The organism is Psychrobacter cibarius, from assembly GCA_030686115.1.
In the GTDB taxonomy this organism is placed as follows: Bacteria; Pseudomonadota; Gammaproteobacteria; order Pseudomonadales; family Moraxellaceae; genus Psychrobacter; species Psychrobacter cibarius_C.
The window spans coordinates 3,394,511-3,408,965 of the sequence record CP131612.1; the positions used below are offsets into that span (position 1 = coordinate 3,394,511).

14 protein-coding genes are annotated in these 14,455 nt (G+C 42.5%); 1 reads left to right on the forward strand and 13 read right to left on the reverse strand.

Features of this window, described 5'->3' with window-relative positions; genetic code table 11:
• Positions 1–141: 141 nt before the first annotated feature.
• Positions 142–741 carry a nucleotide exchange factor GrpE gene (grpE, locus tag Q6344_14450; protein ID WLG13751.1) on the reverse strand — a complete coding sequence of 200 codons (600 nt, stop codon included), beginning with the start codon at positions 739–741 and terminating at the stop codon, positions 142–144.
• Positions 742–1,195: 454 nt separating this feature from the next.
• Between grpE and Q6344_14455 the strand changes: the two genes are divergently transcribed.
• Positions 1,196–2,599: an alpha/beta hydrolase gene (locus Q6344_14455; protein WLG13752.1), complete on the forward strand. Its 1,404-nt coding sequence runs from the start codon at positions 1,196–1,198 to the stop codon at positions 2,597–2,599.
• A 109-nt stretch (positions 2,600–2,708) separates the two neighbouring features.
• Here Q6344_14455 and Q6344_14460 read toward each other — a convergent pair whose 3' ends face one another.
• The 12 genes from Q6344_14460 to Q6344_14515 form a co-directional block, all read right to left on the reverse strand.
• Positions 2,709–3,851 carry a metallophosphoesterase gene (locus Q6344_14460; GenBank protein ID WLG13753.1) on the reverse strand — a complete coding sequence of 381 codons (1,143 nt, stop codon included), beginning with the start codon at positions 3,849–3,851 and terminating at the stop codon, positions 2,709–2,711.
• A 147-nt stretch (positions 3,852–3,998) separates the two neighbouring features.
• The gene (locus tag Q6344_14465; GenBank protein WLG13754.1) at positions 3,999–5,081 is read right to left on the reverse strand and encodes a metallophosphoesterase; all 1,083 of its coding nucleotides are present in this window, start codon (positions 5,079–5,081) and stop codon (positions 3,999–4,001) included.
• Between the two features lie 148 nt (positions 5,082–5,229).
• Positions 5,230–5,691, reverse strand: a complete 462-nt coding sequence (locus Q6344_14470; protein ID WLG13755.1) for a DUF393 domain-containing protein — start codon at positions 5,689–5,691, stop codon at positions 5,230–5,232.
• 131 nt (positions 5,692–5,822) lie between these two features.
• Positions 5,823–6,680 (reverse strand): fatty acid desaturase, encoded by an 858-nt coding sequence (locus Q6344_14475; GenBank protein WLG13756.1) that lies wholly within the window; start codon positions 6,678–6,680, stop codon positions 5,823–5,825.
• A gap of 115 nt (positions 6,681–6,795) precedes the next feature.
• Positions 6,796–7,251, reverse strand: a complete 456-nt coding sequence (locus tag Q6344_14480; GenBank protein WLG13757.1) for a hypothetical protein — start codon at positions 7,249–7,251, stop codon at positions 6,796–6,798.
• An 83-nt stretch (positions 7,252–7,334) separates the two neighbouring features.
• On the reverse strand, positions 7,335–8,300 hold the full coding sequence (locus Q6344_14485) for a TIGR01777 family oxidoreductase (protein WLG13758.1): 966 nt from the start codon (positions 8,298–8,300) through the stop codon (positions 7,335–7,337).
• A gap of 23 nt (positions 8,301–8,323) precedes the next feature.
• Complete coding sequence (locus Q6344_14490) at positions 8,324–8,824, reverse strand: hypothetical protein (protein ID WLG13759.1); 501 nt, start codon at positions 8,822–8,824, stop codon at positions 8,324–8,326.
• Positions 8,825–8,941: 117 nt separating this feature from the next.
• The gene (locus tag Q6344_14495; protein ID WLG13760.1) at positions 8,942–9,895 is read right to left on the reverse strand and encodes a fatty acid desaturase; all 954 of its coding nucleotides are present in this window, start codon (positions 9,893–9,895) and stop codon (positions 8,942–8,944) included.
• Positions 9,896–10,051: 156 nt separating this feature from the next.
• On the reverse strand, positions 10,052–10,570 hold the full coding sequence (locus Q6344_14500) for a MarR family transcriptional regulator (GenBank protein ID WLG13761.1): 519 nt from the start codon (positions 10,568–10,570) through the stop codon (positions 10,052–10,054).
• 123 nt (positions 10,571–10,693) lie between these two features.
• On the reverse strand, positions 10,694–11,323 hold the full coding sequence (locus Q6344_14505) for an L-threonylcarbamoyladenylate synthase (GenBank protein ID WLG13762.1): 630 nt from the start codon (positions 11,321–11,323) through the stop codon (positions 10,694–10,696).
• A 344-nt stretch (positions 11,324–11,667) separates the two neighbouring features.
• Positions 11,668–12,912: a DNA-processing protein DprA gene (gene dprA / locus Q6344_14510; GenBank protein ID WLG13763.1), complete on the reverse strand. Its 1,245-nt coding sequence runs from the start codon at positions 12,910–12,912 to the stop codon at positions 11,668–11,670.
• A gap of 76 nt (positions 12,913–12,988) precedes the next feature.
• Positions 12,989–14,086: a LysM peptidoglycan-binding domain-containing protein gene (locus tag Q6344_14515; protein ID WLG13764.1), complete on the reverse strand. Its 1,098-nt coding sequence runs from the start codon at positions 14,084–14,086 to the stop codon at positions 12,989–12,991.
• Positions 14,087–14,455: the final 369 nt, after the last annotated feature.

Genomic DNA, 14,455 nt, shown 5'->3' on the forward strand with positions numbered 1-14,455 from the left:
GATCTCTTGTTGCTATATATATCGGTTTACTTATGGATTTTTTCAAGTCAATCATCATGCAAAATTTGTCTTTCGTGTGACTTTTTGTGAAAACCCTTAATAATAGTAGGGTTTAGCACACTAAAAATCCAATTTTTAGTACTACTGTCCAACACGTACCATGGCTGGGCGTAATAAACGACCGTTCAAGCTATAACCTTTTTGTAATACAGTACCGACAGTATCAGCCTCGGCTTCTTCATCGATACCAACAGCTTCATGAAGATCCGCGTTGAATTTCTCGCCTTGTGGGTCAACCATTTCGACGCCGTTCTTATTTAATACGTCCAATAACGCTTTGTGCGTCAGTCTCACCCCTTCTGTAACAGGGTCATCGGCATGGGCGCTTTCGATGGCGCGTTCTAAGTTATCGACCACTTCTAATAGCTCTTTGGCAAATTTCTGCAAGGCAAAACGCTTGCTCTTATCCGCCTCTTGCTCCATGCGTTTTTGTGCATTGTAAGCTTCAGCATTGGCACGGGCGGTGACTTCTTTAGCTTGCTTCACTTCACCTTCTAGCTCAGCGATACGCGCTTTAAAGGTGTCGAGATCGATTTCATTTTCGATGGTCATCTCTTCACCTGAGTTATGCTTTGGATCAAACTCTTTCATAGTTTCTTCTAAAATACTGTCACTGTGTTCAATATTGTCATGCGCCACATTTTGCTCAGGCGATTCGTGGTTGGTATTTTGCTCGCTCATGATAGCTCCTTAGAATTTTAATAATGACAATTTATATAAGAGGCAACAAGCTCACTATTTGCTAGGGATACTGTGCTCTTATTAAATAATTAACCCGTCTTACACATTGTTGTTATGAGTACCTTCTACTAGCTGTTTGATAAAGGTGATGAAGGTAAATTTCAAGCCTAAGCCAAGGGAATTTTTCTAATTTACAACAAATATTGCCTAAATCTGGATTAAAGTGCTCAAAACAGAATTTCATAGGTGGTAAATGGCTATCCATGTTCGTTAACACAAGCTACAAGAAAGCAGTACTTATTCCAAAAAACTTACCGTTGGTACATAAGCCATTACCAAACAATACTCAACTTTATTTTTGATTACTCTATTATTGCTACAAATAGTATAGCTCATGTCAAAGTGAACACTCATATATGACAACGCATACTGACAATCATCAACGAGAAGTGTTATGTCTAAATCAACCGTGTTATCAATCAATGCGCTATTAAATAAAGCGCTGATGACGATAAAGCTCGCATCAACAGATCGTATAGATAATGGTATAAGAGAAGAAAATGGCACTCAAGAGAATCGTTTGACCGTCAAACAAAAAGTGCTTAGCTATAACCCGTTGACGACTTGCCAGCCGCATACCTTGCACTATGCCATGAAAGGAGTCGGCTATCTGCCAACGCCACTATTAGAGAGCTTGGTTGGTTATTTGAAAGGACCTAGCTCAAAACAATATCTGCACGCCGATGCTCACCTGCGTTTGATTCTCGCGGTGAATAGTAAGCTTAAAACGCCTCTTGAGCTGACACCAATGCATGAGCTGCGCGAAAGGTTCGCCGCTGACGCCGTGGCGATGCAAGCACCGCAGGTATGGCAGCAAGCAAGTGACAATATCATCGGCAACATGAAGCGATTTACGAAAAAAAATCAGAAGCTTGTGCATTGGGAAGACAAAGTGATTGCCAACGCTGATGATGGCGATATGACCATTCGCTGTTATCAATCAGACGCGAGCTCTCATGGCTTAGGGTTCAAAAAAGCGGATACTCATAATTCTGATGAAACAGTGTTGTTATATTTTCATGGGGGTGGATTTTGTATTGGTGATGTCAGCACCCATCATGAGTTTTGCCACGCGGTTTGTGAGCAAACGGGCTGGCTGATAGTCAGTGTTGATTATCGCTTAGCACCTGAGCATCCAGCACCAGCCGCATTAAAAGACTGTATCACTGCCTACGCTTGGCTGGCTGAGCATTGCCATACCTTAGGTGCTTTACCCTCGCGAATCGTGCTAGCAGGCGATAGTGCTGGCGGCGGATTGTCCACCTTAATTGCCCAACAACTTACTGCGCCCTCGCAAGTCGCATGGTCAGATCTGGGCATTGCAGGTCAAAAAATGTTCGATTTATTAGAGCGCTTACCAAAGCCGCTTGCACAAATGCCTTTGTATCCTGTGACGGATATCGAAACGGATTATCCAAGTTGGGAGTTATATGGCGAGGGATTATTATTGGATCATGCCGATGTGGCTGTATTTGATGCTGCTTGTTTAGATAACAGCCCCTTGCCACGCCAGCATATCCTTAACTGTCCGATGCTTGGTGATAATAGTAAAGTATGCCCGACTTATATTGTCGCCGCAGAATTAGACGTATTACGTGATGAAGCATTTGCTTATGCAAAGCAATTAAAGGTGCATGGTGTAGCAGTCGAGACTCATACCATTCTAGGTGCGCCGCATGGTTTTATTCATTTTATGAGTATTCATCAAGGTATCGGACAAGAAACAGGCGATATTATTAAAGGGTTTGCGAGTTTTGTGCGTGACGTTATCAATACCCAGTCACAATTAGCGGCATAGTTATCAATACAGTTGTACAAGAGAGTGCCTGTTTACTTATAAAATAGAATGGCACTGCCACTATTTAAACGTTACTTTTTTAAGCATTGTTTTCTTAAATATGACTTGCTTAAACGTTATCTCCAACCTGACCATTCAAAGTGATCAGCCAAATCTCTGAGCGCGAACCCAAGCGAAATGGAATGCCCCAAAAGCCGTAACCAGATGACACCACAAAGTGTCCTTTGCCAATGGCTTCATAGCCATAACCCAAGCGGTTGATGGCACTGACAATAAAGTTGGCGGGGAATATTTGACCGTTATGGGTATGCCCTGAGAGCTGTAAATCAATCGGCATTTGGCTGTGCTCAGCAATATCACTTGGTCTATGATCTAGCAGTATCACTGGCTGTGTAGTATCAACTTGAGCCAGTAGATCGGTTGTGGCTACCCGCTGTCTTTTATGGTTATCAAAACGCCCTATCAGCCAGACTGGTTGACCTTCATGCTCGATGCCGATTACTTCATCATTTAACAACTGCACGCCAGCAGCACGCAACGCTTGGACAATCGGCTGCTCATGCCCGTATAAATCATGATTGCCCAATGTCGCATAAACACCATACGGCAAGCTTTTGCATAACTCCGCAAAGTTTTTCGCCATATTATAATCAGTAAATGCTTGCGTATTATCATCCATGATATCGCCCGGCATTAGCAATATATCGGCTGTATTTTTTACCATAAGATGATGCAGTCTATCTATTGCACCACTGCCAAACAGTCTCCCGATATGCAAATCGCTAGCGACCACAATACGTAAAGGCTTAGCCAAAGGTTTATCAATATTAACAGATAACTCACGTACCACAGGCGCATAAGCACTGTATAGGGCATAGAAAAACAACCCGATAAATATTGCCAATGCCAATATGCGCAACCCAAAATCGACAGTAGCCGGTGTAGCGAGCGCATCACCAGTTAGCGATGTGATTAACCAATAGCCACCATAAAATAGGCTGGTAACTAAAGCCGTCAATAGCATGAAATGCATAACTAACATCCAACCACTGATCCAGCGATAGCTATTTTTAAATGCTCTATTGACACTGAGTAGAAGCAAACCGTTGGTAATAACGAATACAATAACCCATACCGAAGTTTGCAAACCTGCTGTCTGCCAAGGCTGTAACCACCATTGCACGCTTAGAGCTGCACCGACACTAAAGAGCTGTAATAGCACAAAAATGGTGATGAAAAATGCGTAGCGCATGAAAAATCCTTGATTATGATGTCGTCGATGCAGTATGTTTTTAGCTGACAATACGAGAAAAGTAGCTATCAGCCAGCCTAACAGCAAATAAAAGCCTCTACCATTTAGATATAGTAGAGGCTTTATCATTAGGGTAACACTGTTTATTTAAATGGCTAATACACCAGACTGCAACGTGATTATCCAAATCTCAGAACGCGTACCCAGTCTAAATGGTACGGGACCGATGCCATAACCAGAGGTCACCAAAAACTGCGTATCGGCTATTTTTTTGCTGCCATAGTTTAGTGGTGTCAACCAATCCATCAATAGCGTTAGTGGAAATATCTGCCCACCATGGGTATGCCCAGCCAGATGCAAATCGACTGGCAGGGCGCTGACCTCATCCATCGCGCTAGGACGATGTTCCAAAAATATCACCGGTTTGTCTGTGTCTACTTGTGTCAATAACTCATCTGCTGACAGTCTGGTACGATCGATGTCATCAGAACGCCCCACCAGCCATACTGAATCATCTAATAGCACACTCTCATTATCAAGCGCTTTGATGCCAGCCTCTTCCACCGCCTGTGTGATCTGCTGGTCATAGCCGAAATAATCGTGATTGCCTAAAGTCGCATAGACGCCAAGCGGTGCCTTTAGCTTTGATAGCTGCTCATGCATATTCGTATTATCGTAAGCAATGGTATTGTCATTCATAATGTCACCAGCGATAACCACGACATCGGGATGTTGCGCATCGATGAGACTCACCATTTTCTTTATCTGCCGATTGCCAAACCATCTACCTAAATGCGTATCAGAAACGAGTGCTATTTTCATTGGCTTATCCAGAGGTTTGGCAGTCGTGACCGTCAATCGATGTACTTCAGGTGAGTAAGCATTGAATATAGCTAAACTAACAATACCAACATAAACCAGCATTGCAAGCGTACGGATGGCTCTTGGTCGTAGCTTTTGTTTAAGAATTACAGCATAAACCCCTGCAAGCACAGCCGTTAGTAAAGCGGCATAAAGCATAAAACCTTGTAAAATACTGACAACCAAATAGACGTGAAAGCGCTCACCCCAAAACTCAGTCAAACCATAAATGAGAGCACTATTATTAATAATAAAGACAGCAGCTATCAGTACAGCTTTTGCAGCAGTCGTTTTTGGCTTTACAAACCAGCAGAGAAGCACGCTGGTCATAACAGCTAGCAACTGAGTGAAAACAATGAAGAACCACATAATCAAGTCTGCTTAGATAAAGATAAAGCTATCTTACGTGAAAAATTTGATGCTCTGGATATAGCCTCCTTTTTTCCACGAAAACTTCATATGTTTTATGTCTAGAGTGTTGTTGCCACAAAACTAAATGGTTGCCAATAAACGTACTTTAACGTTTATCTGGTGCTATTTTACAGACGCCATTGTCACAAACCTGCATCAGCGCTTTGCCATAGAGCAACTTGGTCACCCAATTCGGGATTCTATATCGATTGCGCGCGACATACGGATAAGCGAAGTCGCCAAGTTGCTTGACCACTGGCAAAAATAACAACGTTGACCATTTCACGCCGCCCGTTCTGTAGAGCAGTCGTACGGCATCCATGTGCGTATACCAATTGCCGTAGCTGTCTTGCATACACATATAAGTCATCGCATCCTTACGGCTAAATCCTGCGACTACCAACTCATCAACCCCCTCGTCTACAGGAACTAAGTGTATCTTTTCCGGTTGACGTTTTTTCATATTATGCGCCTCGGTGCTGCATATCACGCACGCATCATCGTAGTATATGGTAATGGATAAATTCGCTTGCTCTCTATAGCTGTTGATATGGTTTTGGATAATCATCTTACGACTCCTTTATGAGTGATATAGTCAATCCTATATGAATCAGATACGGTGTCAGGCTCGCTTAGTCTACTATTTGTAGTACCTTCTCTCGCCTTCCTTGTATCCAAATTATATTGAACCGACTATAGCTAAATATCAAAGTGATGCGAATGGGGACTGGATTTTTGAGTCACGCTAGATTGTTGGTGCTGATTGGCTGCGGCTAAAAGAGGGATGACTGGCTGCTGCGTCCATTGCGGTGCGGCAACATCTAAGCGCTTCGCCAATATTGGTAGATGATTGGTTGGTACTGCTGGAAACAGATGGTGCTCGATGTGATACAGCAAGTTGAAAGTCAACAGATTAATCAATGGATGGCGCTCACTACGGGCATATACCACCTCATCGCAACCATGATGGACGCTCCATACCGCAAAGAAGCCCACCATTGTGTTGGCCAATATCATCACCAATACGTGATATATCAATATTGGATGCATCGTGATAAAAGCAGCGGCAATCACTGCGAAAATAAGCAGCATATCAAAGGCAACGAGCATACGATTGCGGCGGCTACCATGCGTCAAGCCAAACCACTGAATCGCAATCGAGAAAAGTCCGCCGCCCAATATCGCCTGATACCAAGGCAGACGAGCCCAATTACCCTCGACATCGCTGTCTCCAAGTGGATCTCTATGATGATTGAGATGTGTGTGCCGAATAGCATGCGTGCTACAGAGCATCGTGATACTGAGAAAAAACAGCATGAGCTCAGTGGCAAGCTTCCCTACTCCTAACGTTCGATGATAACAATCATGGGCTTGTCTAAGCGCGGCGGTAAAAAAGAAAAAAGTCGCCACAAGTGCAAGTAACCACCACCCTTGCCACGCGCTCCACCATGACAATAATAAAAAAGGCAAAGATAAGAAAATATTATAAACAGTCTCGCCAAGACTAAGCTGTCGCAAATCTTGCCATTCAACACTGTCTAACGAAGGATGACGCATGATGTTCTCCTTACTTGGTGATAAGCAGTAGCTGTCTTGCTGGCGCGACCACTTAATTTAATCGGCTGTTTTAATTTACTTTATTTCTGTCAATAATGAAATTTAAAGTTAAATTTTATTTGTGTTTAGGTAATGCGATAAGACCTGTAATCACAGCGCTGGCTCCACCTATCAAGCTAAGAACCAATCCAAATATTATTTTCTCTAAAAAAACATCTGTTGCTATAATCCAAACTGAAAATATAAAAGTACTAAAGAATCCAATGAAGAATAACGGTACTATTTTTAGTATGGAGTCAAAGACTATCTTCAACTTACATATAGTTAATCCAGCTACTAACGTAGGGAGCAAACCAAAAAAGAATCCGCCTACAATAGAAGCTAATAGCATTTTGAAAATATCTGTTAACTCTTGCCTAAAAATATTACCGTCAATTACAAGCATCACAATCATATATAAGCAGACAATCAGACCACCTATCGCACCTCCCAACAATCCATAAGTTCCTATTACCTTAGCTTTAGGATAGCTGGATGCTGTCGCTGTAGCGCTAATCTCAATATCACTCATACACACCTCTATTTAGGTTTCACATGAAACAAAGCATCATGTAAATAATAATGATGTTTCACATGAAACAGTCGCTTAATGATTTACGAACTCTGCTCTTCTAAAGCTTGCTTCAGTGTTGGCTGTTTAAAATCATAACCTGCGTCCTGTAATGCTTGCGGCACTACTTTTTGACCATCAATTAATAGAGTCGACATCTCACCAAATATCAGCTTAAGCAGAAAATTGGGTAAAGTAAAAAAGGTGGGACGGTGTAGCCATGCTCCAAGCGTTTTGGTAAAAGTATGATTGGTCACTGGATTAGGCGCAGTGAGGTTATACACCAGCACTGGCGTATCATTGATAGTTTCTAACGAGTGATCATCGGTAGTCTGAGTGTCCGCATAATTAGCAAGATGCTTTTCAATGATGAATATCACTGCCCCAACCCAGTCTTCACGACTGATCCAGCTCATGATTTGCTTACCATCACCCAACTGTCCACCGACGCCCATTTTAAATGGGGTTAATAACTTACCGAGCATCCCGCCATCAGGATGGATAACCACGCCCGTACGCACGATAGCCACAGGCACGCCATGTTCAGTGGCTTTGAGCGCTAACTGCTCCCATTCATGACATAATTGATGGGCAAAATCAGTTTCAAAATCACTGCTTTCGGTAAGAGGTTTATCGCCTTGTGCGCCATACCAGCCAATCGCAGAGCCGCTGACCATTAGCTTGGGCTTAATACTGGTGCGCTCAATAAATACCAATAAGGATTCGGTAGGCTTGATACGGCTGGCGAGCAACTGCTCCTTGCGCGCATCGCTCCAGCGCGAGTCAGCAATGCCTGCGCCTGCTAGATTTAAGATAACATCAAAGCTTTTATCCGAACTCGCTAGCTCATCGTAGGTCATCATGCTGATCGCTTCAGGATGCGTTTGGCTGCTATCGCGTGTTAGCCATGTAATATGTAAGTCCTTATCCTGCGTACGATAACGTTTGATAAGCTCGTCACTAAAAGCACTGCCTAAAAAGCCTGAGCCACCACTGATTAAAATATTCATGTCCTACTCCCTATATTTTTCGCTTATCGTTTAGTAAAACTTAATCCGTTATAGTTATCGTCTACTTTTTTAGTACTAACATCAAAATGACTTTTACATACTTTTGGTAAAGCAATGCGGCTGGCAATCGCTGAATTGATTGCGCCAAACAATCCTATAGCAATCATAAAGGCCAGTAGCACGCCAACCTCTATCCATGAGTTGATGCCTAAATATAGGATGATTGCACCCATATAACCTGCCGACGTTATAAACCCCACTAAAAATGTCGTGCTTAGACTCTTATGATCACCGCGCCATATATTCTTATAAGCGACGATAACACCCGTTAATAAAGCAGGAATAAAACCAAGCAGACCAACATAGAGTAATGGCTGGTAACCAATTTGGGCAAAATCCGCATTCCTAAAAACAAACAATAAAGCCAGCTCTGCAATCACTCCACCAACTAAGCTACCAAACCCTGCAAACAAAATAATCACTGATAGATAAGGGTAAGCACTCATTTTATTGTTCATTTTCATGATATTTATCCTATTAACCTTAGTCGTTAATTCAGTATAAATATGGTGTTGCCAAAGCCAATGAAATTCATGTGGATAATTGGTGGATAAGTATCTTGATTTTGTTTTGCCTACTGATTAAGCAAAACGCTTACGAATAGGACAGTCACTATCATTACTATTTTGAGATTTATTCTTTAATTGGTTCCAACGATGATTAATAAAATCTATGACGTTAACCATACTTGGCAATACATGTTCTTTGGTCAGATGTGGCGTTGCTGCATCTAAACGCTTGGCAAGCTCAGGTAAATGATTGGATGGCACAGCAGGAAAGAGATGATGCTCTACGTGATAAAGCAAATTAAAGGTCAGCAAGTTGACCAAAGGATTGCGCTCAGTTCGGGCGATTGTCTCATCACAATCATGATGCACGCCCCACACCGCAATGATGCCAACACTGGCATTGGCCAACATCATGGTCAATATGTGATACATCAATACTTGCGCTAACATGGTCAGAGCAGGAACAGTTAAAGGAAATACGGTCAGTACGAAAGCAACCAAGACAACTAAACCAATCAAAGCAAACTCTAGCCACGCCAATTTTTGATTGCGACGGCTACTTAGACGCAGTCCTTGACGATAAATATCGAGTCGATAAGTTATCCCGCCGAGCAGCGCTTGCCACCATGAGCCTTTTGCTAGACTGCCCTCAATGTCACTATCGCCCAATGGATTGCGGTGATGTTCCATGTGGGTGGCTCGAATGCTGTGCAAACTGGTCATTAATAATACGCTGAGCAATAATAATATGGCGGTGGTCGTGCGTTTACCTGTCCCTAAGCTATGATGATAGCCATCATGTGCTTGGCGAAATGCGGCAGCAAAGAATAAATAAGAAGCCCCGCATGCTAAGGCATACCAAGAGTGGCTAGCGAACCACCAAGACAACAACAAAAATGGATAAGGCAAAATGAGGTTATAAGCAATTTGACCGCGCGTTAACTGACGCAAGTCTTGCCACTCGACTGCAGCAATAGCCTTTTTAATGGCTGGCTCTTTATTAGCGTGTGTCTGATTGACTGTCATTTTACACATCCATTTGTTATTACTATTTTTTGTTGCTGCTATTTTATAGAAACTTATCTCACTTAAACTTAGCTGGCTTTTATATTTATTACATATATTTCTGTCAAAACAGAAATTATATTGCAAATTTTTTATTTTAAATTACACAGCTAACTATTAACGTAAGACCTTTTTAATACTAGCGCCCAGTTTTAGGACTTTTTTGAGGATGCTTGTGGGCAGTTTAAGCATCTCAGATGACCATGTGGTTAGGGTACTAACGAATTCTTGGGTATCACGAATACGTGACTTTACCTCATTATTTTCATGTTCAAATTCAGGACTGTCCATCAATTCTTGTAAGAACTGTACTGTTGGCTCAAGCTCACGCTTTTGTCGTTCAACCACGATGATGCGTGCCAGCTCCCAAACATCAGTATTGGTCGTGAAGTGATCGCGACGATCACCCAATATAGAAACCTTCTGTACTAAGCCCCAATGCTGCAACTCTTTAATACTGTTTGAGACGTTAGAGCGAGCAACCCCAAGTGTTTCGGTGATTTCTTCAGCATTTAATGGCTTACCAATGATGAATAACAACGCATGAATCTGTGACATGGTGCGATTGACGCCCCACTGCGAGCCCATTTCACCCCAATGTAAGATAAATTTTTCGGTCACAGGATTTAGTTTCATAATTAATATGTACTCTACTTTATAAGTTTTGATTATTTTATTTACTTATCTTGCGCTATTCTTTTATTTCTGTCAATAGTGAAATCAATAGATAACACTCATCGCTTGTTTGACTGTCATGCGCTAACGAATAACCAAACCCGTGGTTGCGTCACGAATTTGGCTCGGTAAAGTATAGCCTAGAGTGTTAGCCTTCAAGTAGCTGATTTGCTCGCCGAAATATCCATAAGCATCAGTGAAAGTCATAGCAGGCGGTTGCCCTGATGGATTACAGCTTGTGGAAACCAATAGCCCAAATGGATTTTGAACGTCGACCAACTGTTGGCACAATTGACGAATCATAGGATGCGCAATAACTCTAACCGCCACTGTTTGATGCTGCCCTGTGATCCAAGGAGGGATAGTCTTTTCAAGTGTCTGAGGGATAGGCAGTAGCCATGTATGGGCTTGCTTACCTTGTAGCTCTATACTGTCAGTATCTGCCTGCCAACTCTTGATGATTTGTTGGCGCTGACCTTCTTCTAAAGGCTCTAGTAACGGCATTAAACGCTCAGCGCTGTCAGTAATGACGATCATACCTTTGGCTTGTGGACGCTGTTTAATAGATAAAATACGTTGAACGGCTGCTTCGTCATAAGCGTCACAACCGATACCCCAAACGCTTTCGGTGGGATAAGCAAGTAGCTGTCCTTCTTTAAGCCACTTGGCAGCTTGAATGACAGAGTCAGTATTAAAAGATGTGGATTTTTCCATGGCTTGAAGGCTTCAAAAAGGTAGAAATTTAAGCACTCATCATAACATAAGACTAAGAAAAATTAGGGCAGCGAAGTTTAAAGCGACCTTATTAGCAGCTACCTAGGGCGCGTCATCAATTAGCACATTAGTACGTTTAGTGGTCTTAAAATGGCTAAATTTTGCTAAACATCGTCAGCAATTTTGTCAATATGTTCATATTAACGGCAATTTCTTCCTTGTTTATCTACAATTTTTCTCATTTTAAGCCTCATAATCTAATTGATGACACGCCCTAGATTGTACTGTCGTCAATCACTTGAAAATAGATAAGTGAAAAGCCTAAAGCGATAGCAAGTACGATTTTAGACGCGCAAATACCGTCCGCCTTGCACGCTAATGACGCCTAATAATTCAAGCTCCATCAACTGTCCAATCAACTGCGGTGTAGCAAGTTTGGTAGCGATAATTAGCGCATCTAAATCCTGCCCGTGCCAATCAAGCTGCTCATACACAAGCGTTAAATGCTCTGGTACGACGATAGCGCTCCTAGGAGACTTTATATTAGATGGTATTGGTTGGCTCGCTGTAGCAAGAGCTGTTTCTACAGTATTCGAAGACTGAAGACTATGCGATGGCTTATGATTAGTACTGACTGTCTGTTTTGCTGGTCGATAGCTATTATTATCATAATCCAACTGAGCATTGACGTCTTCTAGCACTTGCTGTGGATGATAAATTAAGGTCGCGCCTTCACGTATTAAGTGATGACAACCTTCAGCATTGCTATTATCAATATGACTTGGAATGGCAAAAACTTGCTTACCCTGTTCCGAGGTTAAACGCGCGGTAATCAGCGAACCACTCTGAGTGGTCGCCTCCGTCACAATCGTTGCTAAGCTCAATCCAGCGACCAAACGATTGCGCCGTGGAAACGTATGCTTATGTGGCATTGTATGCGGCAACAATTCACTAATAATACAGCCGCCTTGCTCAATTATTTGGGCAAACAATTTATCATGATGATTGGGATAATTGACCTCAATACCCGTACCCATTACCCCAATCGTTCGACCTTGATATTCAGCGTCTGCCTGTGCTAAAGCGCCTAGATGTGCTCGTTTATCGACACCCATGGCAAGACCGCTGGTGATGATATAACCAGCTTGCGCCAAATATTGTGCGATATCAAAGGTGATTTTTTGGGCATGGGCAGTGGGTTTTCGGCTACCGACGATCGCAATTTGCGCTTGACGCAAACGCGATTTATTGCCTCGGTAAAATAATAAAGGCGGTGGGTCATAGATTTGCGAGAGCTGTGCAGGATAATCGGGCTGGTCGGCGAATAGCAGACCATAGCGCCCTTCGATGAGCGCTTGCTGAATCTTATCGATACTGGCTTGCGTATGCTCTGGCTGTTCATGACGGGCAAGATGGCTATGATGAATACCCAATTGCCGCCAAGCATCTACTTTGGCGTACCAAGCAAGCTCTGCTGTGCCAAAAGAAGTAATGAGCTTATGATAAGCAGATAATGATGCATTCACCTCAGTCCACAGCGCCAGTACTGCGCGCTGCTCATCTGATAAAGAAGAAGTAACTGCCATCATAATCATCTAGCTCATATAGGCTAAGTTAGTATATCCCGTCCAAAAATAAGCATGTTCTCACTTATAGCGTACTCATTTATAGATATGGCGGTGGTAACAGCTGGTCGCCGACATTTAATGGTAGCTCTGAATCAAGCACATAAGCATAGCTAATATTATCGAAAGTATTGAATACCATGACCATACCGCTTGGCTCATTTGGTAAGCGTACTGGCGTGTCATTGTCTTTGGTATCGCGGATCAAGGCCCCTTTTTGATAGACAGTCAATACATCACCAGGCTTAGCACCATGGGTACTACCTAAGTTGATAGCAACGACACTACCCTTCGCCGCTGAGCTGATTGAGTCCATGACTCGGACAATCATACCACCACGACTGACCGTTGCAGGGGCTGGATAAAACACAGGTGGGATAGAGTTATTCAACTCAACGAATACGCGATCACCTTCACGTACTTCTTTGTCGTAACTGTCGGTGAGCTGCAAACTACTGACGCCGTTGGTTTCTGTCGAAGTAACCAAACCCGTCGCAACTTGCGTGACCTCTAAACCGATAACTTCTTGGGTTTTTGGCTCAACATATAGCTCTCCTTCACGGTAAATACCATAACGCTGACCGACGATCAGTGGCACACCTTTGGCATACACTTTATCGCCACTGGCGGTAATTAAGTTGCCTTTTTTAGAGGCCAATATATAAGGCGTGGTATTAAAATCTTGTGGATTAACGATGACTGTCTTATCTAACCAGTGTTGAATAGCAGACCACGGAAGCGGTGGAATACTGTTGGCTGTTGAAGTGACTGAAACTGTGCTAGATACCACGTTACCCGTTAACTGCTTTTCGACTCCAGCACAACCTTCGCCAGTATCAACACCAATTAAGGTTTTACCTTGAATCACACATAAGATAAGGATGTCGTTAGGATAAATAAGATTGGGGTTTTTGATTTGCTTATTGGTTGCCCAGATTTCTTTCCAGCGCCACGGACTGTCTAAATAACGTCCTGATATGTCCCACAACGTATCGCCTTTTTTGACGATATAGCGATTGGGCGCATCCGCTTTGATGGCTGGTGGTGGATTGTTAGCGTGGGCAGCACTCATTAGCATTGCACTACTAAATGTCGTGATTAACAGTGCTTTTGCTATCGTTTTTAAGCTCATCTTCATTGTTATATCCACAATATGTACCGCTGTTGTCGCCACAATTAGTACCATTTAGATCTATTACTTAACCTTAATCTTTGACTGTCATTAAAATAGTGACAAGCAATGAGGGTCGTAAAAGGACTTAACTGTACGATTATCATGACGCTTATAGGGCAGCTGTTCAGTGTAATTGGCTGGTATGATTACTAAAAAAGCGTCTAGCAAAATGATGAGTCGCCGACGCTGTTTCTAATATTACAATTATATCTACCATAACACAATCATAAACACTTTATTACAATGGCGTAACTTTTATATGAATATTATTTCTATAGTTCCTCATTGAAATTTATAGAGTTCCTCATGAAAATAAGTATTAAAATCCACTTT